Source organism: Phyllobacterium pellucidum, from assembly GCF_013327855.1.
Classification (GTDB): domain Bacteria; phylum Pseudomonadota; class Alphaproteobacteria; order Rhizobiales; family Rhizobiaceae; genus Phyllobacterium; species Phyllobacterium pellucidum.
Map to the genome: position 1 here is coordinate 314,402 of NZ_JABUMX010000001.1, position 21,297 is coordinate 335,698.

The window sequence follows — 21,297 nt, forward strand, 5'->3', positions numbered from 1 at the left end:
CCGAACTAAGCTTCAGCCTTCCCCTTCAGCTGCCTTCGCCGCCTCTGCCGCCTTCTTGCGGTTCAACGTGTCGCGGGCGGCCGCGGCGGAGGTCGCGGAGTGATCCTCGTTTCCGGCAACCTGGACGGTCGGAGAAGCGAAACCAATGCCATTTTCGGCAAAGGCTTCGCGGATCATCGCATAAGCGCGGCGGCGAATCGTGGATTGATGCCCCGGCTTGGTCATCATGGCAAAGCTTAAGTTGATGCCGTAGTCGCCGAATGCTTCCACGCCCTTCATCTTTACGGTTTCGATTATCTGTGGACCCATTTCCGGATCGTCGAGCAAGGCAGCCCCTACCCCCTTCACCACCTTTTTGACCTTGGCAATGTCCGTGTCGTAGTTCACGGATATCAGGAACTTGTCGATCACCCAGTCGCGGCTCATGTTCTGCACCGCGCCGAGCGTGCCGAAAGGAACCGTGAAGATCGGACCCCTGTGGTGTCGCAGCTTTACCGAACGAATGCTGAACGACTCGACAGTGCCCTTGTAGCTGCCGCTCTGGATATATTCGCCAACACGAAACGCATCGTCGGTCATATAGAAGACGCCGCTGATGACATCCTTCACCAGCGATTGCGAGCCAAATCCGATGGCGACGCCAAAGATGCCGGCACCGGCGATCAATGGCCCGATCTCGACGCCGAGGCCGGAAAGCACCATCATGACCGCGATAGTCACGATCAGCACGGCGAGGAAATTGCGCAGGATCGGCAGGAGTGTCAGCAGACGGCCGCTGCGGGCAAGCTCGGCCTCATCGCCCCCTTCGATGCGTGCACGTTCGATACGCCGATTGATCAGGCCCTTCGCCAATTGCCAAAGAAGATCGGCGGCAAGCAGAATGACGACGCCGCTCAAGACCCCACGAATGAGGCGTGTAGCGCTTTCGTCGCCCATCAGGCCGCTTGCGCGGAACCTTGCAACCGATGCGAGCCAGGCGACCGCGATGATAATGACGATGGCTCGCGCGCCGCGCTCCATGAGCACTTCGAAAATCGCACTGCGCGACTTGGCCGCCTCTTCATCGCTCCCGAAGAAGGAGCGAACGATGGCGCTCGTCGCCCGCAAGATCGGGGGAAGCACGAGCGCGTAGATACCGACCCAGAGCAAAAGGCCCAGGCCCGCGATCCAAAGCAGCCAAAGGACGCACAAGTAGAAGGTGAGCAACCATTCCTTTAAACGATAGACCTTTGATTCCGTTTGCGTTTCCGGGCGGCGCCATACTGCTTCGATCCCAATTGCAAGCAGACCAAGGCCGAGAATGTAGACCAGAAGACTTCGAACGTTCGGCGTGAAATTCAGAACGTCCATCAGGCCGGCCAAAGCCCAACCGGCGAAGAAAATGAAGGCAAATGCACCGACGCGCGGATACCAGAATTTCGCCTTGACGTCGTCCATGGGGATCAAGCGCAGTTGCGGGTGCACGCCGTCGCTCGCATAGGCGCGGTGCGTGCCGAGAAGGACCGCCGTTATCTGCATGATGGCGCGCCAGGCGATGAGCGCAATCAGCAATGGTAGAACCAACTGGGAAAGCAGTGGCGGCCAGGTGAAAGCAAGAAATGCGCCGACGCTGGCGATTGCAAAGACAACGAGCGGCGCAATGGCGATGAATATCGCCTTGCCGATTACGTGATGGCGCGCGGTGGTACGGGCCTCGGTGACGTTGGCAAGGCTGCGTTCATGGGCACGGCCAACCAGGCGTCGGAAAATAAACTCGGCGCCGAATCCAAGCGCGGCAAAGCCCGCGAACAGAACGAGGATGGCCCCCGGTCCGCGACCATGCACTTCGGTCATGATCGTGTCGCTGGCTTCCTCGAACTCACCCGGCACTTCCGGAATAGCCTCGCCGATCCCACGTAAATGCGCGCGGATCGCGTTGGACCACTTCATGAAATCATTCGCCGACGCGCCCATCGACCCTTCCGTTGCCGGCGCGGCATTCTTTTTCTCGAGCCACGCCTTGACCTCGGGATCATCGAGGAGCTTCAAAATCTGTTCGACTTTCGCTGGAGGCGGCGCAGGCGCTGTCTGCGCGCGGGCAGTTGCGGCACAGCCTATGAAGGCGATCAGGCCCAGTGCAAGGAGCGCGGCCGCTCTCGCAGCCCATACCCGAAACACGACACTACCCATCAATCCGCCCCCAACAAAATTTCTCTCACTATGCCCCACAATATGCCGAACTGCCTTACGAATAAATTGCTGTATCAATGCACCCGAGCGAACCCGGAATCGCCCGCCGAAGCGGTCATGCTGGCAAGGGAGATCAGCCATCAATTGCCGGGCCCGCTCGGGTGGGGCAATCGGAGGGAGGCACCCTGGTTGCCCGTCCGATGTTCGGTCAAATAAAGTGCCGCGTCAAAGTTGTTACAGTAACATCGTTGCAATTCGGCATAGTGCCGAGCATCTTCTTGGCGACGGCAATAGCCTGTTCGGTCGGATCTCCACCTGAATAGATCCACTTTTGCTTGGGGTTAGAGCATGAAATTCATCTTTGCGGCTCTCGTTGCTTTCTTCTGCATCGCAAACCTGGCTGAGGCGCAAACGATGGAAAAGAACATGCTGGAGCGCCGGACCGCCCGCGCGATCCGCAACGCGGGATTCTGGTGCGATCAGGTATCGAACGCCTATGTCGACAAGGTATTGTCTTCGACGGGCCCGACGGTCGTGCGCGTCACCTGCGACGACAAGACCCGGTTCGAGCAATATAAGTTGACGATGACCAAGGACAACAAGATCGCGAAGATCGAAGTCTGGAAGTAACGCCACGTCGAAGCGACGGCCGACGCTAATGGAGGCGAATCAAGCCGTCTACGTTCCCCCGGGGCTACATGCCCGCCGTGCGCAACAACATCAGGATCGATACCCATAGGACCAGCATGCTGGTGAGACCGATGACGTAGTAGTTTGGTGAGTGTTCCATGAGAGCGCTTGTACAATGCCGAGGTTTTTAAATTGCTAAATCGCACCACTACAATTTGAACCACTCATAATTTTTTTGCCGACTTGTCCAAATGCGTCGCCCGCCCCTTTAACCCATTTGGGGGGAGAGTGTTCGTCCATCGTGCATGTTACGATGACGGCTTCCGTCAGAGCGCACCACGGGGGTGGTCCATGCATAAGGCGTTGCTCTTTGCGGTGGTGACCTTGGCTGCCATCGTCACTTCTTCGCGGTCGCACGCATGCGTCGATACCGCGCTGGTGCTGGCGGTCGATGGCTCAGGCAGCATTAGCGACGAGGAATACGAATTCCAAAAATCCGCGATCGTCGCTGCGTTCCGGGACAGGCAGGTCCTGTCTGCCATAAGGGCATCCGGCACCGTGGCGGTTGCAGCGGTCTTTTGGGGAGACGGCGAGTTTCCAGCGCAGATCATCGACTGGGCCGTCATGGACGGCATCAAGCCTTCGCAAAAGTTTGCCGACGAGATCGAGAAAAGCGAGCGGGTGGTCTTCGGCAACACCGATATAGGTGACGGTCTTTGGGTCGCGCTCGAGCTCCTGTCGGGATCGCATGCGTGCGCGAGACGGCGGATCGTAGATATTTCCGGCGACGGCATGGAAACGACGAGACCCCGACGGAGGCGCTCGGTTTCCCTGCTTCAGGCACGCCAACGTGCGCAGGAGATGGGTGTTACCATCAATGCTCTGGCGATCTCCGATGAAGAGACCGATCTTGCGGATTATTACAACGACCGGGTCATCCTCGGGTCCGAGCGGTTTGTGATGAACATACGAAAATTCGAGGATTTTGCGCGAGCGATCAGACTCAAACTCATCAGGGAATTGTCCTGACCTGCCGCGCGGAATTGCCGACAACATTCATGCGGCGAAATCGCCCGTGGGGACGAGCTGCTCAACACCTATTGTGGAGATAATGGTCGGAGTGGCGGGATTCGAACCCACGACCCCTTGACCCCCAGTCAAGTGCGCTACCGGGCTGCGCTACACTCCGAACCGCTGAAAGCCCTAGATTACTGGACTTTTTTTAGCAATACCCCAAACGTAAGAAAAAGAACAAACTGCACACTAATGCACGCCGTGGAATAGACCGGCACCAAATGTCCCACGACGCTCCAATGGGACGCCGTGCATGATCGCTACCTTCTCCACCAAGAATCCCTCGGCATCAGGTTGTGTGGATCGTCGTGAGCCGACAGAATCCCATCTCCGAATCACTTTGCCCCAAGACCCCAACAGCCATGCAGCCACCTCGAAAGCGGTATCGCCCCAAGCCCGACAAGCGCGATCAAGCGACCAGGATCTCCGATTTTGTCTCCAGCCTTAGATCAGCCAATCCGAAGCTGACTTCACGGGACATAGCATCCCTTCTGGATATTTCGCCCTTTCATCCTCCATCCGCGGACAATTGGTCTTCAACTGCGGTGATGAAAATAATTCGGCAGCTTGAACTGGGCCAGGCTGACAACGCCAGGGCGTAAGAACATAGAAGCCCCTAATGTTGGCGATGCTCGATAGGACCAAGGGTGGGTGGCGATGCCCTCACACGCATGAGGTCGCTAAACGTTTGATCTAGGCCTCCCAGACCACGGTGTGACTACAACCTCCATTGCAAAAAAAGTAAAAAACGCATCGCGTTATGGAGGCGATCATGGATGTGTATGAGGCAGTTGCAACCCGACGAGCGGTGCGCGGATTCAAAGACGAGCCTGTGTCGAGGGAATTGCTCGAGCGCGTGCTGTCCGCCGCGGCGTGGGCTCCGTCTGGATCGAATATCCAGCCGTGGAATACCTATGTGATGACCGGCGCGCCGTTGGCTGAACTCAAGACCGACGCCGTCGAGCGCGTGGCCCACGGCGACCCGTGGGACGAGCGACAGTACGAGATGTACCCGTCCGTGTTGAAGTCCCCCTACGCCGAGCGCCGATCCGCCTTCGGCAAGGAGCGCTACAGCGCGCTCGGTATTGCGCGCGAGGACTGGGAGGCGCGCCAGCGGGCAGCCATTGCCAACTGGAACTGCTTCGGTGCGCCGGCCGCGCTGTTCTGCTATATCGACCGCGATCTGGGCCTGCCCCAATGGGCTGACGTCGGCATGTATCTGCAGACCGTGATGCTGCTGCTCCGCGCCGAAGGACTGCACAGTTGCACGCAGATGGCGTGGTCGCAGGTTCGCGAGTCGGTCGCGGAGGCCCTGTCACCTCCGGAAGGTCTCATCCTCTTCTGCGGCATGTCGATAGGTTACGAAGACCCCACGGTGAATTACCCCCGTACAGGCCGCGCGCCACTCGCCGAGACGGTCACGTTCGTCGGCGGTTAGTTGCTTACATCACGTACGCGACCCCTTCGTGCTCGAGCCCGACGGGAGGCTGGCGTTTCGACGCGTTTGCGGATTATCTAGGGCGCCTGGAGCAGCTCGCGGTCCGCCAGACGTATACTACTGTAAATTACTTCCAAACCAGCCACACCGGCGTCATGGTGCTGATTACGCGCGAACAAATGCCCCGCAAGGCAGTATCGGGCTTTGCCACCGTCGCGTGAATGATCGAAGACAGCTTTATTCTTTTCCCAGGCCCGGCTCGCATAAAACGCCACCGGGAACAGAGACGCGCGCGCGGCACGTGGCTCACATCGCCATTGTCAGCTCTATCACCGCGTTTTGCGTCGAACTTGTCCTTTCAGCGCCTTGGCCATCCTGCAATGGCCCTTCGAGGGAGTAGAAGAATGAGAACGACACTGAAGAGCATGACGGCAGCGATAGCTGTTGCCGGTGGCCTTTTGGCTGGCACGGCGGCGGTACACGCGCAGGACGCCAAACCCAATATCCTTTTCATCATGGGGGACGATATTGGCTGGATGCAGCCGAGCATCTACCACCGCGGTCTGATGGTTGGAGAAACGCCCAACATCGATCGCATCGGCAATGAAGGCGCAATGTTCACGACCTACTACGCCGAGCAGAGTTGCACGGCAGGACGCAACGCCTTCTTCACCGGAATGCACCCGTTGCGAACGGGCATGATACCGCCACAACTGCCCGGCAGCCCGTCTTACCTCAAGCCAGGCACTCCATCGCTTGCATGGTTTCTACGCGACCTCGGCTACAACACGGGTGAGTTCGGCAAAAACCACCTTGGCGATCATACGGACGCCTTGCCGACAGCGCACGGTTTCCATGAATTTTGGGGCTATCTCTATCACCTCGATGCCATGCAGGGGGTAAGTTTCCCTGATATCAACAAGACCCCGACCGAGCAGACGATAGCCCCGCCCTGCCGGAACACGCCAATCCCTGGTCTCAAGGAAGACCCAGCTGCGGTCGATCCGAAAACGACGACGTGCTTGATGCCGCCACGACCCGTACTGGCTTGCAAATCCTCGGATGGCACCGGCGCCAACCAGACCTGCACCGACGAGGGCCCGCTGACACTGGAGCGCTCGAAGACGGTCGACGAGGAAATATCGAGCCACGTCATCGATTTCCTTGATCGCAACGATCCGAAGAAGACCAACAAGCCGTTCTTCGTCTGGTACAACCCCGCGAGAATGCACATAACCACCGTGCTTTCCGACAAGTATCTCGGGATGGTCGGCGAACCCGGCGGCAAGGACTGGGGTGTAAACGAGGCAGGCATGAAGCAGATGGACGACAACATCGGCTACGTGCTCAAGAAGCTCGAGGAAATGGGACAACTCGATAATACGATTGTTGCATTCACCACCGACAATGGTGCCGAAACGATCACCTATCCTGACGGCGGTACTACACCCTTCAAGGGTGGCAAGCTGTCGACCTGGGAAGGCGGGATGCGGGCGCCGCTCGTTGTGCGCTGGCCTGGCCACATCAAGCCCGGCACGGTGAAAAACGACATGTTCGCTTCCCTCGACTGGTTGCCGACCCTCGTTGACATTGCTGGCGGTCCTAAAGGCAATGAATTGAAGAGCGAAATCGAGAAGGGAACATATCCCGGGATTACCAAGACCACACTCGATGGCGTCAATCAGCGCGACTATCTTGAAGGAACGTCGGACAAGTCGGCCCGCGATACATTCTTCTACTATTCCGGCAAAGACCCGTCAGCCGTCCGCTACAAGAACTGGAAGATGTACTTCGCGATGGTATCCGATGCTCCGCAGGGATTCCTGACCGGTGTCATTCCGTATAGCTGGACACAGGTCGTCAATATCAAGCGCGACCCGTTCGAAACCTCTGTCGGCGATCAGATAAAGACGCTTTTCGGTATGGGCGGGGCAATCTCGGCTCCGGCGACTGCCTACGTCTACGACTGGAACATGCTCCCGATCGGCCAGGCATTGTGGCTCAAGGAACTCCAGAGCTATATCGACTTCCCGCCAATGCAGGACCCGGCGAGCTATAACCTCCAACAGGTGATCCAACAGGTTCAGGCGATGAAGCAAGCGCATCATCCAAGTGAATGACACGAATAATGCGGACGTCCCCTAGGGGCCGTCCGCATTCGGCGATTAGCCACTTCGGCTCAATTCACCTTTGCCGTCGATATTCTCGCGACTGCACGCCAAACGCGAAAGTTCTTCATTTGTTCGCAGGCCAAGCTGGAGTAGTCTTGCGCAACGACTCACCGCTGCCGCAACGCAGCCGACCGGCCTGCCGCAATGAGGGACTATGGGCGCTGCCTATCTGGAGAAACTTAACCCCGAACAGCGGCTTGCCGTCGAATATGGAACAGACTTGCTTCCATCGACCATTGGCGGGCCGTTGCTTGTCATTGCCGGCGCCGGATCCGGTAAAACCAACACGCTTGCCCACCGCGTGGCGCATCTCATCGTCAAAGGTACCGATCCAGGGCGCATTCTTCTGATGACCTTCTCACGCCGGGCTGCCTCAGAAATGGCGCGACGGGTAGAGCGTATCTGTACGCAGGTGCTGGGCGCAAATGCCGGAGTCTTGACCGACGCGCTGGCCTGGGCGGGCACGTTTCATGGCATTGGCGCGCGCCTGCTACGCGATTATGCCGAACAGATCGGCCTCAATCCCGATTTCACGATCCACGACCGTGAAGACAGCGCCGATCTCATGAACCTTGTTCGCCACGAACTCGGTTTCTCTAAGACGGAAAGCCGTTTTCCGACCAAGGGAACATGCCTTGCCATCTATTCGCGCGTCGTCAACTCGGAGGTACCGCTCGCTGAGGTGCTGCAGGCATTCTTTCCCTGGGTGGCCGGGTGGGAGAAACAGCTGCGCGAGCTCTTTGCCGCCTATGTCGAAGCCAAGCAGCTGCAGTACGTACTCGATTATGACGACCTGCTGCTCTACTGGGCGCAAACCGTCGGCGATCCGATGCTCGCGGAAGATATGGGCTGCCGTTGGGATCACGTTCTCGTCGATGAATACCAGGACACCAACCGGCTGCAGGCCTCGATTCTTTTGGCTTTGCGGCCGGCGGGCGTCGGCTTGACCGTCGTTGGCGATGACGCGCAATCGATCTATTCATTTCGCGCAGCGACCGTACGCAACATCCTGGATTTCCCTGCCACCTTCACCCCGCAGGCGAGTATCGTCACCCTTGACCGTAACTATCGCTCGACCCAGCCGATCCTTGCCGCAGCCAACGGCGTGATCGATCTGGCGCGGGAACGCTTTACCAAGAACCTCTGGAGCGAGCGCGAGTCGGCGGAGCGGCCGCGCATGGTGACCGTCAAGGACGAGGCGGACCAGGCCCGCTACATCGTCGAACAGGTACTCGAAAATCGCGAAACGGGAACCTTGCTGAAACAGCAGGCCGTGCTTTTCAGGACGTCGCACCACAGCGGCCCATTGGAAGTCGAACTGACGCGCCGCAACATTCCTTTCGTCAAGTTCGGCGGCCTCAAGTTCCTCGACAGCGCCCATGTGAAGGATATGCTTGCCTTGCTGCGTTTTGCACAAAACCCACGCGACCGCGTTGCGGGCTTCCGGCTTATGCAGATCATCCCAGGCGTCGGCCCGACCTCGGCGCGCCGCGTTCTCGATGAAATGGCCGAGCAGCCCGATCCGCTCGGCGCGCTCGCGCAGATCGCCCCTCCTCCCCGTGCGGGCAATGACTGGTCAGCTTTCGTCAATGCGCTGAACGACTTGAAGCGCGGAACGACCGGCTGGCCTGCCGAACTCGAGCGTGCGCGCGCCTGGTACGAACCGCATCTCGACCGCATTCACGAGGATGCCGAAATACGCAAGACGGATTTGCTGCAACTCGAACAGATCGCCGCGGGCTATGCGTCTCGCGAGCGTTTCCTCACGGAACTCACCCTCGATCCACCGGATGCGACGAGTGACCAATCGGGCGTCCCGCTGCTTGACGAGGACTACCTTATCCTGTCGACGATCCATTCCGCCAAGGGGCTGGAATGGAAATCCGTATTTATCCTCAATGCTGTCGATGGCTGCATTCCGTCCGACCTTGGCGCTGGAACGACGGCCGAACTCGAGGAAGAGCGCCGCCTGCTCTATGTGGCGATGACGCGCGCCAAGGATAGCCTCCACCTCATCCTGCCGCAGCGTTTCTTCACGCACGGCCAGAATTCACTCGGCGATCGTCATGTGTACGCATCACGCACGCGCTTCATCCCGGCAACGTTGCTGCAGTATTTCGAGAATCGGCCGTGGCCGGTGCACAACCGGGATCAGGAGGCGCGCGCCAAGGATGTTCGCAGCCAACGTGTCGATGTCGCCGCAAAAATGCGGGCAATGTGGCGGTAGGTTTCCGTCCTCGACGTTAGGTTGATGCGCTGTAAAATCCAGGGATGAAAGAGCAAAACGACCGGCACGCAGGCAATTAGCGCGGAACATTCGCGAGGCGCGGTCGTTATAGCTGTGTCAGTAATAGGAGCTCCCAAAAATGGCAATGTTTTCAAAGAATGCGGACGATATTCAAGGTGATGTCGAGGCGCAGATCGCTGCCCTGCGCAAGGAAATTTCCAAGATCTCCGCAAGTCTTCCCGATTTGACCAGCGAACGATTTGATGAAGTAAAGCGCATTGCAACGAAGCAAGCGAAACATGCAGCCGCCACAGCGCGCGAAAATCCCGTGGCTACCATCGCAATCCTGGCTGGCGCAGCGGTGCTGGTCGGCTTGCTCGCTCGGCGATAGAAGGACCGAAGCGCCATGGATGAAACAACCATTGAGAATGAGGCGGACAAGGTTCGCCTCAAGGCCGAAATTGCCGAGTTGAAGCGCGATCTTGCCGCCATCACCAAGACCTTGGCTGACAAGGGCGTGGAGCTGCTCGACGATTTTAGCGACGACGATGATGACGACGAGACATCGACGCTCGACGATCTGCGGGAGCGCGGTCGCCGTGCTGCTATCGGACTCGGGCATAAGGCGCGGCAGATCGCCGATACGCCGACCCAGAACTCGGTTTCAACGCTGATGATCATCGCCGGACTTGGCGTCATCATTGGTATGCTGGCGCGTTAAAAAATTATGAGGGTTCTTCGGAACCAATCCGCCAGATAGGCATTTAATAGGTGCTGGTTCCCAACCAGCAAGGCCGCACCCCACGGCCCAACCCCCAAGTCCCAGCTTTCATTCCGATGAAAGCTGGGCTTTTTTTGTGGGCTTATCGAACCTGATCGAGCAGACGTTTGCACTCCAAGAGGTCGAACAAGGTCTCCTGCAGAAGCGTGCGGTTGTCCTTGGAGAGGCGCTTGCCATCGGCCGCAACAGGCCCTTCCTCCTCGCCCTTGATCAGGCCGAAGAGCCGGCGCCCGTGGGCCGCAGGTTTCGGCGTTCCCATGACCGCGGCTTCCTCCGCAGCATCGACCCGATCCTGTTCGGCTGCTAGCGCTTCCTCCTGGCGGGCATTGGCCTGCTTTTGCTGGCTTATTGCTTCCGCTGCCGCCGTATCGCCGCTGCCAAGCGCAATGATGAACTGCGTTCCGTTTTCACGTAGAAGACGCTGCACGCCCTTGATCGTATAGCCCTGATCGTAAAGGAGGTGGCGGATGCCCTTGAGGAGGTCCACATCGAGCGGACGGTAATAGCGCCTGCCCCCACCGCGTTTCATCGGCTTTATGTGTGTGAACCGCGTTTCCCAGAAGCGCAGGACATGCTGGGGCAGATCGAGATCTTCCGCGACTTCGCTGATGGTTCTGAATGCGTCGGGGCTTTTGTCCATGTTTTCACCCTTTCAGGAGAAAATCTGATTCGACCTCCATTTTCAGCGATTTGCAATGCATAATTCAAGCGGAACGCGAGACTACCTCACAGCAATCTCGCGTAAAAGGACGCTTAAAGTTGCGGAATCGCCCGAATTCAGGCTGATTTCTTTTTGCGTGTCTGGTGGGAGCGGAGAATCCGCTGCTTGAGCACGTTGGATGCCTTGAACGTCATTACCCTGCGCGGCAGGATCGGGACTTCTTCCCCGGTCTTCGGATTGCGCCCGATGCGTTCATTCTTGTCCCTTACCTGGAACGTGGCGAACGACGACAATTTAACTGTCTCGCCACGAACAATTGCGTCACATACCTCATCGAGGATTGTTTCGACGAGTGAAGCTGACTCCGTTCGCGAAAGTCCTACCTTGCGGTAGACCGCCTCGGCCAGATCAGCACGCGTAATGGTCTTACCCCCCATACGATCTCAAAGCTCTCGTTTGTTGCAAATCTACCAGGTGATAGCGGAAGTTATAGGATGAAAACCGATCGGGCAAGCAGCTTGGAAGAGTTCGTCGACCAATCCACGGACCCGGTCGTCCTGCTACCAGCGTAGCAGAACTGCACCCCACGTAAAGCCCCCGCCCATGGCCTCGAGCAGCACGAGATCGCCTTGCTTGATACGCCCGTCCGCAACAGCCGTCGCGAGTGCTAAGGGTACTGAAGCGGCTGATGTATTTCCGTGCCGGTCAACCGTGATGACAACCTTTTCTTCGGCCAGATGCAGCTTCTTTGCGGAGGCGTCGATGATGCGCTTGTTGGCCTGGTGCGGCACGAACCAGTCGATGTCCTCGGCAGTAATTCCTGCCTCGGAAAACGAGGCTTCGATCACGTCCGTGATCATGCCGACCGCATGCTTGAAGACCTCCCTGCCCTCCATCCGCAGGTGGCCGACAGTCTGGGTCGTCGACGGTCCGCCATCGACGTAAAGCTTGTCCTTGTGCGAGCCGTCGGAGCGCAAATTGGCCGTCAGCACGCCGCGATCGGAGGTAAGCCCACGGCCTTCATTGGCCTCAAGGATGATGGCACCGGCGCCGTCACCGAACAGCACACAGGTCGTGCGGTCATTCCAGTCGAGGATGCGCGAGAATGTCTCGGAGCCGATCACCAAAACGCGCTTTGCCATGCCGCCGCGAATATAGAGGTCGGCTGTTGCAACCGCGTAGACGAATCCGGAGCAGACCGCCTGCATGTCGAATGCAAAACCGTGCGTCATGCCCAGCCGGGCCTGGATATTGACCGCCGTAGCCGGAAACGTGTTGTCGGGAGTCGATGTTGCGAGAATGATGAGATCGATATCTGCCGGCGTCATGCCCGCATTATCGAGAGCGGCGCGCGCTGCTGCCTCGCCCAGCGATGCGGTGGTTTCACCCTCACCCGCAATGTAGCGCTGCCTGATGCCGGTGCGCTGGACGATCCATTCGTCCGAAGTTTCGACAATGCCTTCGAGATCAGAATTCTTTACCAGGCGCGCCGGCGTGGCCGCCCCTATACCTTTAACAACGGAACGGATCATTTACTTCCCTGTTCTATTTCAACCTCGGCGTCGCTTTCGGTTTCATCCTTGAAAGCCACACCGACCGGGCTCTTATGGAAATGGGTAAGATCCGCCGCGATCTTGTCCAGAAGCTTGTTGTGCGCCATGTCATAGCCGACGTCGATCGCCGAAGCAAAGCCGAGAGCATCGGTACCGCCATGGCTCTTGATGACGACGCCGTTGAGACCGAGGAAGACGCCGCCATTGGTCTTGCGCGGGTCCATCTTCTCCCGCATGCGATCAAAAGCGCCTTTGGCAAAAAGGTAGCCGATCTTGGCCATCAGCGTGCGGTTCATCGCATCGCGCAGATACTGCGTATATTGCTTGGCCGTACCTTCAGCGGCTTTCAGGGCTATGTTACCGGCGAACCCCTCGGTCACGACGACATCGACCGTACCCTTGCCGATATCGTTGCCTTCGACAAAACCGTAATATTCGAGCGTCGGCAAAGGTATCTCGCGCAGGATGCGCGCAGCATCCTTGACGTCGTCCTGTCCCTTGATCTCCTCAACGCCTACGTTGAGCAGGCCGATCGTCGGACGCTTGATTTCAAAAAGCGACCGGGCCATCGCCGCGCCCATGACCGCATAATCGACGAGTTGCTGAGCGTCGGCGCCAATCGTTGCGCCAATATCGAGTACGATGCTCTCGCCCTTCAGGGTCGGCCAGATACCGGCAATCGCCGGACGCTCGACATTCGCCATTGTACGCAGGCAGAATTTCGACATGGCCATCAGGGCGCCGGTATTGCCGGCCGAAACGCAGACATCCGCCTCGCCGGTCTTCACCGCCTCGATCGACCGCCACATAGACGATTTCCAACGCCCGTTGCGCAAGGCCTGGCTCGGCTTTTCATCCATGCGTACGGCGACGTCGCAATGATGCAGGGTCGATGCATTGGACAATGCCTGGTGTCGGGCAAGGATCGGAGCCACCTCCGCTTCACGCCCAAAGACCACGAACCTGATGTCAGGATGGCGCTCCAGCGCCGTTGCCATGCCGGGGATGACGACCTCTGGACCGAAATCACCGCCCATGGCGTCAATGGAAATTCTGATCACTCTCGATTGTCCTGTCTGGTTCAGCGCCTGTGCATGGCGTTCTTTGAAAAGACTCGGGGAAAATAGACATTTTGCGTAGGCGCACAACTGATTTCTGCCCAATCATAGGCGCGCTCGATCCACTAAGCTTGAATACTCGTCCCAATCCTTGGTCTTGTCTCAACTCCCTGACACCATCTACCCGCAGGATGAGATAGCGATCAAGTCTTCTGTTTCCAATCCTTGAGAGCCGCAAACGGGTTGGCTGGCTTTACGTCTTCCTCATCGTCCGATCCGACGTCAACAACGAGGGGCGGCGCAGCCTCCACGCCCTCCTTGCGCGGATAAGGATCGACAGCCAATTCGAAGAATTCTTCTGCGATTGCCCCAACGTCGAGCTTATCGCCGGAAAATGTCTCAGGTATGTCGGGGCCATCCGCACTGATAATCAGTTCGCCATTCTCATCGAGCGGAAGACGTGCGAGTCGCGAATTCTCCGGTACGAAGAGCGTGTCGATGTCCGTATCGATCGTCGTTTCGATCGGCTCTAGCGTCACGACGCAAGCCTGGACGATTTCCGCCTGTACCTTCCCGCGAACGCGGATCCCATCCTTCTTCCACGGTACGACCTGCAGGTCCGCCTTGAAGGATTTAACATCTTCCAACTCGTGAAAATCGCGCATGGCGTCACGCTCTTTCTTATCCGCCTCGATTTTGACGTTGAGGCCTTTCTGCGGAAGCCGCTGCACTGAGACTTGATAACTTAGGGTTCCATCCGAGTTTCTCGACATCGCATTTCCTCCTATCGAAGCGGCGTATCGTCGGTGCTGGCATCAGGAAACGTAACCCTGCCGGCCACGATATCATCATCCGATTGCCCATCGAGGTGGCGTACCGTGCGTTCGACATAGGCGGCTAGCGCGGGCGCGCCTGTCCAACCCTCACTGTCCGGACGCACATTGCGGGCGAGCGCCGCGATGAGCGCCGGATGGTCATTCGTTTCCAATGCGCGATCATACGACTCGATGCGCCCATAGAACATGCGCGCAAGTTTCTTCATGCGCTTCGGCACACCGGAATCACCGATGCCCAGTTCGCGCAGCGAATGGTCGACATCGCGGAAGAATTCGTCGGTAACCTCCTGGCCAACGGGCTTCAGCGCGGGGACCCTGTCCTTGATGCGGCGCATGAACAGGAAAACATGCAGCGACAACATCTCGTAGCGTCCGAGCGGAGTATCCGGCACTTCAAGGTCAGAATAAAAATAGGGCTGCCGCGCCGCTGCCACGATCGCGTCGTAGAGGGCAATTGTAATCGCCTCATTTGCTTTGGCCTTGCGGCTAAATAGACTGAGAATCATAGAGTTGTGCCTTGACTTGAGTCTTCCTCGCAGCACTTTTGCCGTGTTGCATCGGAGTTCAAGGTGGTTTACCGAGTTTCTGCGGGCAGCGAAAGACTTGCGCCCAGATTCAAATGGAGATGTCGTTGCTGCAGCGGATTTTCAAGACCGAGCGTACGCGTGAGTGCGTTCTCGTTGGAACACTTATTTTGGCTGCCGGGGTGTCCGGCTGCAACACTGCCGCCCTCAAGCTCGCACCGACAGAGACCTTGACGCAAGGCTATGTTCTCGACGAGAAGGCGCTCGAATTCGTGCCGGTTGGCTCAAGCCGCGAACAGGTCATCCTGTCGCTTGGCAGCCCGTCGACCACGGCGACCTTCGACAATGAAGTCTTCTATTATATTTCGCAGAAGCGTCAGCGTTCGGTTGCCTTCATGATGCCGCGCGTGACTGACCGGCGTATCCTTGCGGTCTATTTCGACAAGGATGGCAAGGTTTCCAGCATCTCCAATTATGGTCTGCAGGACGGCAAGGTCTTCGACTTCATCTCGCGCACGACCCCGACTGGCGGCAAGGACCTCTCCTTCCTCGGGCAGATGCTGCAGGGCGTCAGCAAGACTCCAAGCGCGCTGCCGAGCGCCGGCCGCACGCCAACCGGCGGCGCCCCGGACTGATCCGGCGACCACGCTCTACGAGGCCCAAAGAAAACCCGCGAAGAAGCTTCGCGGGTTTTTCGTTTTCGCTGGCAGGTGTCAGTGGGCTAGCACTGCAAGTAGCAGCAAGGCCACGATGTTGGTGATCTTGATCGCCGGATTGACGGCGGGACCCGCCGTATCCTTGTATGGATCGCCAACGGTATCGCCGGTGACGGACGCTTTATGTGCCTCCGAGCCCTTCATGTGGCGGGTGCCGTCCTTGCCGACAAAGCCGTCCTCAAACGACTTCTTGGCATTATCCCAGGCACCGCCACCCGAGGTCATCGATATCGCAACGAAGATGCCGTTGATGATGACGCCGAGCAGCGAAGCACCGAGCGCGGCAAAGGCGGAAGCCTTCGAACCCGATATCAGCAGCACGCCGAAGTAAACCACGAGCGGCGCAAGCACCGGCAGCAGCGAGGGAACAACCATTTCCCGGATCGCCGCCTTGGTCAGAATATCGACCGCACGCGCATAGTCGGGCCGTTCGGTGCCGAGCATGATGCCTGGCTTTTCGCGGAACTGGCGACGCACCTCCTCGACCACCGATCCCGCCGCACGGCCGACTGCTGTCATTGCAATGCCGCCGAAAAGGTAGGGAATGAGACCGCCGAAGATAAGGCCTGCGACGACATAGGGATTGGAAAGGTCGAAGGAGACCGCCCCGATGCCCTTGAAGTAGCTGAATGCAGTTGCGCCTTCCTTGTTGGCTTCGCTGATGAAGTATTGAAGGTCGTTGCTATAGGCTGCAAACAACACCAGCGCGCCAAGGCCGGCAGAGCCGATGGCGTAGCCCTTGGTGACGGCCTTCGTCGTATTGCCTACGGCGTCGAGAGCATCGGTGGATTTACGCACGTCCGGATCGAGGCCCGACATTTCGGCGATGCCGCCGGCATTGTCCGTTACCGGGCCGAATGCATCGAGCGCAACGATCATGCCGGCAATGCCGAGCATCGCCGTCACCGCAATACCGGTTCCGAAGAGGCCTGCGAGCTGATAGGTGGAGATGATGCCGCCGACAATGACGAGCGCAGGCAAAGCGGTCGACTCAAGCGAAACAGCCAAGCCCTGGATCACGTTGGTGCCGTGACCGGTGATCGATGCCTGGGCGATCGAATTCACCGGACGCTTGTTGGTGCCGGTATAATATTCGGTGATGACGACAATCAGGCCGGTTACGACGAGACCGATAATACCGCAGAAGAAGAGGTTCGTGCCGGTGATAGCTCGCCCGGCCACGGTGCCAAACTCGCCCCAGCCGACGGTCATCGACGTTGCGACGGCGAGGCCGACGATCGACAAGAGCCCCGTCACGATCAGGCCCTTGTAGAGGGCACCCATGATGGAGTTGTTGGCGCCGAGCTTTACGAAGAACGTGCCGGCAATCGAGGTGATGATGCAGGCGCCGCAGATGGCCAGCGGATACAGCATGACCTGCCCGAGAACAGGTGTCGCGCCGAAGAAAATCGCGGCAAGCACCATCGTTGCGACGATCGTCACGGCGTAGGTCTCGAAGAGATCGGCAGCCATACCGGCGCAGTCGCCGACATTGTCACCAACATTGTCGGCAATCGTTGCGGGGTTGCGCGGATCATCTTCGGGAATTCCAGCTTCAACCTTGCCGACGAGGTCGCCGCCAACGTCTGCACCCTTGGTGAAGATGCCGCCGCCAAGGCGGGCGAAGATCGAAATAAGGGAAGCGCCGAAACCAAGCGAAACGAGGGCGTCTATTACCGCGCGATCAGCTGCAGGAAGGCCGAGCGGACCGGTCAGGACCCAGAAATAGACGGAGACGCCGAGAAGCGCGAGCCCGGCAACGAGCATGCCGGTGATTGCGCCCGATTTGAAGGCGATCTCGAGACCGGCAGCCAGACTGCGGGATGCAGCCTGTGCCGTGCGCACATTGGCGCGGACGGAGACGTGCATGCCGATGAAGCCGGCAAGGCCGGAAAGCACCGCGCCGATCAGGAAGCCGATGGCGGCCGTCGCGCTCAGGAGATACCAGACGGCGACAAAGACGACGATGCCGACAATGGCGATCGTGGTGTACTGACGTGTGAGATAGGCCTGTGCACCTTCGCGGATCGCACCGGCGATTTCTTGCATGCGCGCATTGCCCTGGTCCGCCGCGAGCACCGATTTGGTGGCCCAGATAGCGTAAACTATAGACAGCAGACCGCAGGCAATGACCAGAAATAGTATTGTCATGCCACTCCCTCAGATTTTGACCGGAAAACCCCTCCCCGGGTCAGGTTCGGTACGGCACGCGAAATCTGCCAGGCCGGCAGAGACGCGACCGTATGTGTAAGGAGTAACGAAGCAAATGCGAAACCGTCAAGGTCTTTCGCAACTTAGCGGAATGCGAGACGAAAGTAGGGATTGCGAACAGTAGGGGGAGTGATCAATCTTAACAAAAGAATTCATTTGAATGAGTTGGCCTTGAACGTGATCTATAATGAACGCGTGAAGTTATTTGCGACCTTTTTAAATGGCCTCGGTGTCGCGATTTTCGCGGTCGGTGGATTCGCTCCACTCGTTTCGAGTCTGAACGGCACAATCGGACCGACAAGATTTCTCGCATTTGTCAGCGCAATTTGTGTTGTGATCGCATTCACCCTACATTACTTGGCGAGCACTTTCCTCACGAGGATGAGACCATGACGACGCTGCAGATGCTTTCGTTCTTCATAGCGCCGGTCAGCGCCGTGCTCTTCGCCCTGCTTGCGTTCTACGTTGTCGATCGCAACCAACGGCGCAAACCGCGCGACCGCTGAGGGCCGCACCTCTACCGCTGCGGGCCCTTTACGCCCTTGCTTGCACCGCGAATCTCAAATGCCAGCCGATCGAGAACGGCGTTGACCAGCTTCGGCTCATCCTCATTGTAGAACGCCTTGGCGATGTCGACATATTCGGAGACGATGACGGCCGTCGGCACGTCGACCCGGTCCTTCAATTCCCATATCCCGGCGCGCAAGATGGCGCGAAGCGTCGAATCGAGCCGTGACAGGGGCCAGTCTTCAAGCAGTGCCTGATGTATGAGCGGATCGAGGACCTTCTGCTCGGCGACGACACCTGAGACGATACCGCGAAACCACTGCGGATCTGCATCGAGATATTGGTTGCCGTCCACTTCCTTGCCCAGGCGGTGCGCCTCATATTCGGCAACGACCTCGAGAACACCCGTACCGGCAACGTCCATCTGGTAAAGGGCCTGCACGGCGGCAAGGCGGGCAACGCCACGCTTGTTGGCGGTCTTTGCGGCAGGGCTATGCCCGTCTTTGGCGGAAGGCATCGTCAGGCTCCAAGCTTTTCCTTGATGGCGATCATGGTCAGTGCAGCGCGCGCCGCGAAGCCGCCTTTGTCGCCTTCGCCGCGCTTTGCACGCGCCCACGCCTGTTCGTCATTCTCGACCGTGAGAATGCCATTGCCGATGGCAATGCTTTCATTGACGGAAAGATCCATCAAGCCGCGCGACGATTCATTGGCAACAATATCGAAATGGTACGTCTCACCGCGAATAACCGTCCCGAGAGCGACGAAGCCATCATACTCCCTGCCGCCTTCGACGGCAGCATCGAGAGCAAAAGAAATGACGGCCGGAATCTCCAGTGCACCCGGCACGGTGATTACCTCATAGGTCGCGTTCGCCTCGTCGAGGGCGCCCTTGGCGCCAGCCAGCAGCGCGTCGGCGAGATCGTCATAGAATCGTGCTTCCACGATCAATAGATGTGGCGCATGCGCCTGACTTTTGGACATGATTGCTCCAACGGAAATGAGGTGGCGTTGGTCCTAGGCCGATTTCGGGTATTCCGCAAGTCGTGCGGCGTATCTCGCCATCTGATCGATCTCGATATTGACCTTGTCGCCAACCTTGCGCTCGCCCCAGGTCGTAACTTCCAGCGAATGGCGGATAAGGAGCACGTCGAACTCGTTGCCATTGACGCCGTTGACGGTCAATGACGTGCCGTCCAGGGCAACCGACCCCTTCTGCGCTATGAAACGCGCGAGATGCCCGGGAACCCGAAGCGTGAACCGGACGGCATCGCCCTCGTCTTCGCGCTTGATGAGTTCCGCCATGGCATCGACATGCCCGGAGACGAGATGTCCTCCCATTTCATCGCCAAGTTTCAAGGATCGTTCCAGATTTATACGCGAGCCGGTTTTCCAGCCGGCTATGCTGGTAAGGCGCAGCGCCTCTTCCCAGGCCTCGACTTCGAACCAGCGGGCATTCGAACCTTTTTCCGGCAAGGTGGTTACAGTCAGACAGACGCCGGAACAGGCGATCGATGCGCCGATTTCGATCGTCTGGGGATCATAATTGGTTTCAACGCGCAGCAGCACGCCCTCGTTGAGCGGCTTTACCTGACCGATCCGGCCGACATCCGTTACAATACCTGTGAACATTCATGTTTTCCTAGGTCGATCTGACATATTCGCGATAGCGGTCTTCCCCAAAGCGAAATTCGTTCAGCTGCTTGAAATCACGCGCGATATGGGGGTTGAGATCAGGACCTGCAACCCCCGCCTCACTACCAATCACAACCGCGCCCTCAAAGAGCGCAATTCTGTCAACGAGGTTCTCATCGAGCAGCGACGTCGCGACAGCCGCTCCACCCTCGACCATCACGGTTGAAAGCCCCTGGGCAGCAAGGTCTTCCAGGAGTTCCGGCAGGGCGGTTGCGCCGCAATCGGTCTCGGTCGCCAATATCCTGCAGCCTGCGGCAGCGAGCGCCCGGCGCTTGGCTGGATCAGCATCCGCCCGCGCCGCAACCCAGACAGGAACGTTCGCGGCCGTTCGCACAAGTTCGCTGTCGACCGGCAGACGCAGATGGCTGTCGAGCACGATGCGGATCGGCGAGCGCGCTTCAAGGCCGGGGAGACGGCAGGTCAATTGCGGATCGTCGCTCAGTACTGTGCCGATGCCGACGAGAATAGCGTCGGATTCAGCCCGCATCAGATGCACCTGCGCGCGTGCAACGCTGCCGGTGATCGGCACCTGCGCCTCGCCCGCGCGACCGATGTAGCCGTCGCTGGAAAGGGCAAGTTTCAGAGTCACTTCGGGGCGTTTCCTCGCTGACCGAATGAGGTAGCCTGCGAGGTAGTCTGCCGCCTCCGCCGCCATGACGTTTTCCTCCACTTCGATACCGCCCGCGCGCAGGATGGCATAGCCCTTTCCCGATACCCGGTCGTCAGGGTCGGTGGCTGCAGCAACGACGCGGGTCACACCGGCCGTTACCAGCGCGTTGGCGCAGGGCGGCGTCTTTCCGTGATGGGCACAGGGCTCGAGGGTGACATAGGCGGTTGAGCCGCGGGCTCCCTCGCCAGCTTCGGCCAAGGCTTGCGTCTCCGCATGCGGGCGTCCACCAATTGCGGTTACCCCACGCCCGACGATCACGCCGTTCTTGACGATGAGGGTGGCTACCGATGGGTTGGTTCCCGTAAGGCCCTGATGCGTGCGCGAAAGGCGTATCGCCGCTTCCATATAGCGGCGGTCAAGCTCGGATGCCGCCATTTGT

Annotated in this window: 20 protein-coding genes and 1 tRNA gene; 8 read left to right on the forward strand and 13 right to left on the reverse strand. The window is 58.6% G+C overall.

The window, feature by feature from the left end; all coding sequences use genetic code 11:
- Window positions 1–12: 12 nt before the first annotated feature.
- Complete coding sequence (locus HQ945_RS01510; RefSeq protein WP_113280197.1) at window positions 13–2,169, reverse strand: mechanosensitive ion channel family protein; 2,157 nt, start codon at window positions 2,167–2,169, stop codon at window positions 13–15.
- 348 nt (window positions 2,170–2,517) lie between these two features.
- Here HQ945_RS01510 and HQ945_RS01515 point away from each other — a divergent pair, with 348 nt between their 5' ends.
- Window positions 2,518–2,799 (forward strand): hypothetical protein, encoded by a 282-nt coding sequence (locus tag HQ945_RS01515; protein ID WP_027232407.1) that lies wholly within the window; start codon window positions 2,518–2,520, stop codon window positions 2,797–2,799.
- 351 nt (window positions 2,800–3,150) lie between these two features.
- Window positions 3,151–3,828 carry a DUF1194 domain-containing protein gene (locus tag HQ945_RS01520; protein WP_113280198.1) on the forward strand — a complete coding sequence of 226 codons (678 nt, stop codon included), beginning with the start codon at window positions 3,151–3,153 and terminating at the stop codon, window positions 3,826–3,828.
- Window positions 3,829–3,911: 83 nt separating this feature from the next.
- Here HQ945_RS01520 and HQ945_RS01525 read toward each other — a convergent pair.
- Window positions 3,912–3,988 (reverse strand) — tRNA-Pro (locus HQ945_RS01525).
- 657 nt (window positions 3,989–4,645) lie between these two features.
- On the opposite strand from HQ945_RS01525, the gene HQ945_RS01530 reads away from it, so the two are divergent.
- The 5 genes from HQ945_RS01530 to HQ945_RS01550 all read left to right on the forward strand — a co-directional run bounded on the left by HQ945_RS01530 (window position 4,646) and on the right by HQ945_RS01550 (window position 10,430).
- A complete protein-coding gene (locus HQ945_RS01530; protein WP_091922990.1) occupies window positions 4,646–5,311 on the forward strand; it encodes a nitroreductase in 666 nt (221 codons plus the stop codon).
- A gap of 437 nt (window positions 5,312–5,748) precedes the next feature.
- Window positions 5,749–7,431, forward strand: a complete 1,683-nt coding sequence (locus tag HQ945_RS01535; RefSeq protein WP_091949606.1) for an arylsulfatase — start codon at window positions 5,749–5,751, stop codon at window positions 7,429–7,431.
- Between the two features lie 205 nt (window positions 7,432–7,636).
- Entirely contained in the window at window positions 7,637–9,709 is a 2,073-nt protein-coding gene (locus tag HQ945_RS01540) for an ATP-dependent helicase (protein ID WP_113281885.1), read from the forward strand.
- Between the two features lie 139 nt (window positions 9,710–9,848).
- Complete coding sequence (locus tag HQ945_RS01545; RefSeq protein ID WP_027232403.1) at window positions 9,849–10,100, forward strand: hypothetical protein; 252 nt, start codon at window positions 9,849–9,851, stop codon at window positions 10,098–10,100.
- Window positions 10,101–10,115: 15 nt separating this feature from the next.
- Window positions 10,116–10,430 carry a hypothetical protein gene (locus HQ945_RS01550; RefSeq protein WP_091918932.1) on the forward strand — a complete coding sequence of 105 codons (315 nt, stop codon included), beginning with the start codon at window positions 10,116–10,118 and terminating at the stop codon, window positions 10,428–10,430.
- 142 nt (window positions 10,431–10,572) lie between these two features.
- On the opposite strand, the gene HQ945_RS01555 is transcribed toward HQ945_RS01550, so the two are convergent.
- The 6 genes from HQ945_RS01555 to HQ945_RS01580 form a co-directional block, all read right to left on the reverse strand.
- Window positions 10,573–11,130, reverse strand: a complete 558-nt coding sequence (locus HQ945_RS01555; RefSeq protein WP_027232401.1) for a MerR family transcriptional regulator — start codon at window positions 11,128–11,130, stop codon at window positions 10,573–10,575.
- 137 nt (window positions 11,131–11,267) lie between these two features.
- Window positions 11,268–11,588 (reverse strand): integration host factor subunit alpha, encoded by a 321-nt coding sequence (locus HQ945_RS01560; RefSeq protein WP_008128366.1) that lies wholly within the window; start codon window positions 11,586–11,588, stop codon window positions 11,268–11,270.
- A 123-nt stretch (window positions 11,589–11,711) separates the two neighbouring features.
- On the reverse strand, window positions 11,712–12,683 hold the full coding sequence (locus HQ945_RS01565; RefSeq protein WP_027232400.1) for a beta-ketoacyl-ACP synthase III: 972 nt from the start codon (window positions 12,681–12,683) through the stop codon (window positions 11,712–11,714).
- On the reverse strand, window positions 12,680–13,765 hold the full coding sequence (plsX, locus tag HQ945_RS01570) for a phosphate acyltransferase PlsX (protein ID WP_091918934.1): 1,086 nt from the start codon (window positions 13,763–13,765) through the stop codon (window positions 12,680–12,682). The genes HQ945_RS01565 and plsX overlap by 4 nt, the downstream gene beginning before the upstream one ends.
- 200 nt (window positions 13,766–13,965) lie before the next feature.
- Entirely contained in the window at window positions 13,966–14,535 is a 570-nt protein-coding gene (locus HQ945_RS01575) for a YceD family protein (RefSeq protein WP_113281886.1), read from the reverse strand.
- A gap of 11 nt (window positions 14,536–14,546) precedes the next feature.
- The gene (locus HQ945_RS01580) at window positions 14,547–15,104 is read right to left on the reverse strand and encodes a ubiquinol-cytochrome C chaperone family protein (RefSeq protein WP_027232397.1); all 558 of its coding nucleotides are present in this window, start codon (window positions 15,102–15,104) and stop codon (window positions 14,547–14,549) included.
- Window positions 15,105–15,229: 125 nt separating this feature from the next.
- On the opposite strand from HQ945_RS01580, the gene HQ945_RS01585 reads away from it, so the two are divergent.
- Window positions 15,230–15,757, forward strand: coding sequence for an outer membrane protein assembly factor BamE (locus HQ945_RS01585; protein ID WP_027232396.1), 528 nt, complete (start codon window positions 15,230–15,232; stop codon window positions 15,755–15,757).
- Window positions 15,758–15,835: 78 nt separating this feature from the next.
- Here HQ945_RS01585 and HQ945_RS01590 read toward each other — a convergent pair whose 3' ends face one another.
- The 5 genes from HQ945_RS01590 to ribD all read right to left on the reverse strand — a co-directional run bounded on the left by HQ945_RS01590 (window position 15,836) and on the right by ribD (window position 21,293).
- Window positions 15,836–17,989: a sodium-translocating pyrophosphatase gene (locus HQ945_RS01590; protein WP_027232395.1), complete on the reverse strand. Its 2,154-nt coding sequence runs from the start codon at window positions 17,987–17,989 to the stop codon at window positions 15,836–15,838.
- Between the two features lie 577 nt (window positions 17,990–18,566).
- Window positions 18,567–19,073, reverse strand: a complete 507-nt coding sequence (nusB, locus tag HQ945_RS01595; protein WP_027232393.1) for a transcription antitermination factor NusB — start codon at window positions 19,071–19,073, stop codon at window positions 18,567–18,569.
- 2 nt (window positions 19,074–19,075) lie between these two features.
- The gene (gene ribH, locus HQ945_RS01600) at window positions 19,076–19,537 is read right to left on the reverse strand and encodes a 6,7-dimethyl-8-ribityllumazine synthase (RefSeq protein ID WP_027232392.1); all 462 of its coding nucleotides are present in this window, start codon (window positions 19,535–19,537) and stop codon (window positions 19,076–19,078) included.
- A 33-nt stretch (window positions 19,538–19,570) separates the two neighbouring features.
- A complete protein-coding gene (locus HQ945_RS01605; RefSeq protein WP_113281887.1) occupies window positions 19,571–20,185 on the reverse strand; it encodes a riboflavin synthase in 615 nt (204 codons plus the stop codon).
- 10 nt (window positions 20,186–20,195) lie between these two features.
- Window positions 20,196–21,293: a bifunctional diaminohydroxyphosphoribosylaminopyrimidine deaminase/5-amino-6-(5-phosphoribosylamino)uracil reductase RibD gene (gene ribD / locus HQ945_RS01610; RefSeq protein WP_174207600.1), complete on the reverse strand. Its 1,098-nt coding sequence runs from the start codon at window positions 21,291–21,293 to the stop codon at window positions 20,196–20,198.
- Between the last annotated feature and the right edge of the window lie 4 nt (window positions 21,294–21,297).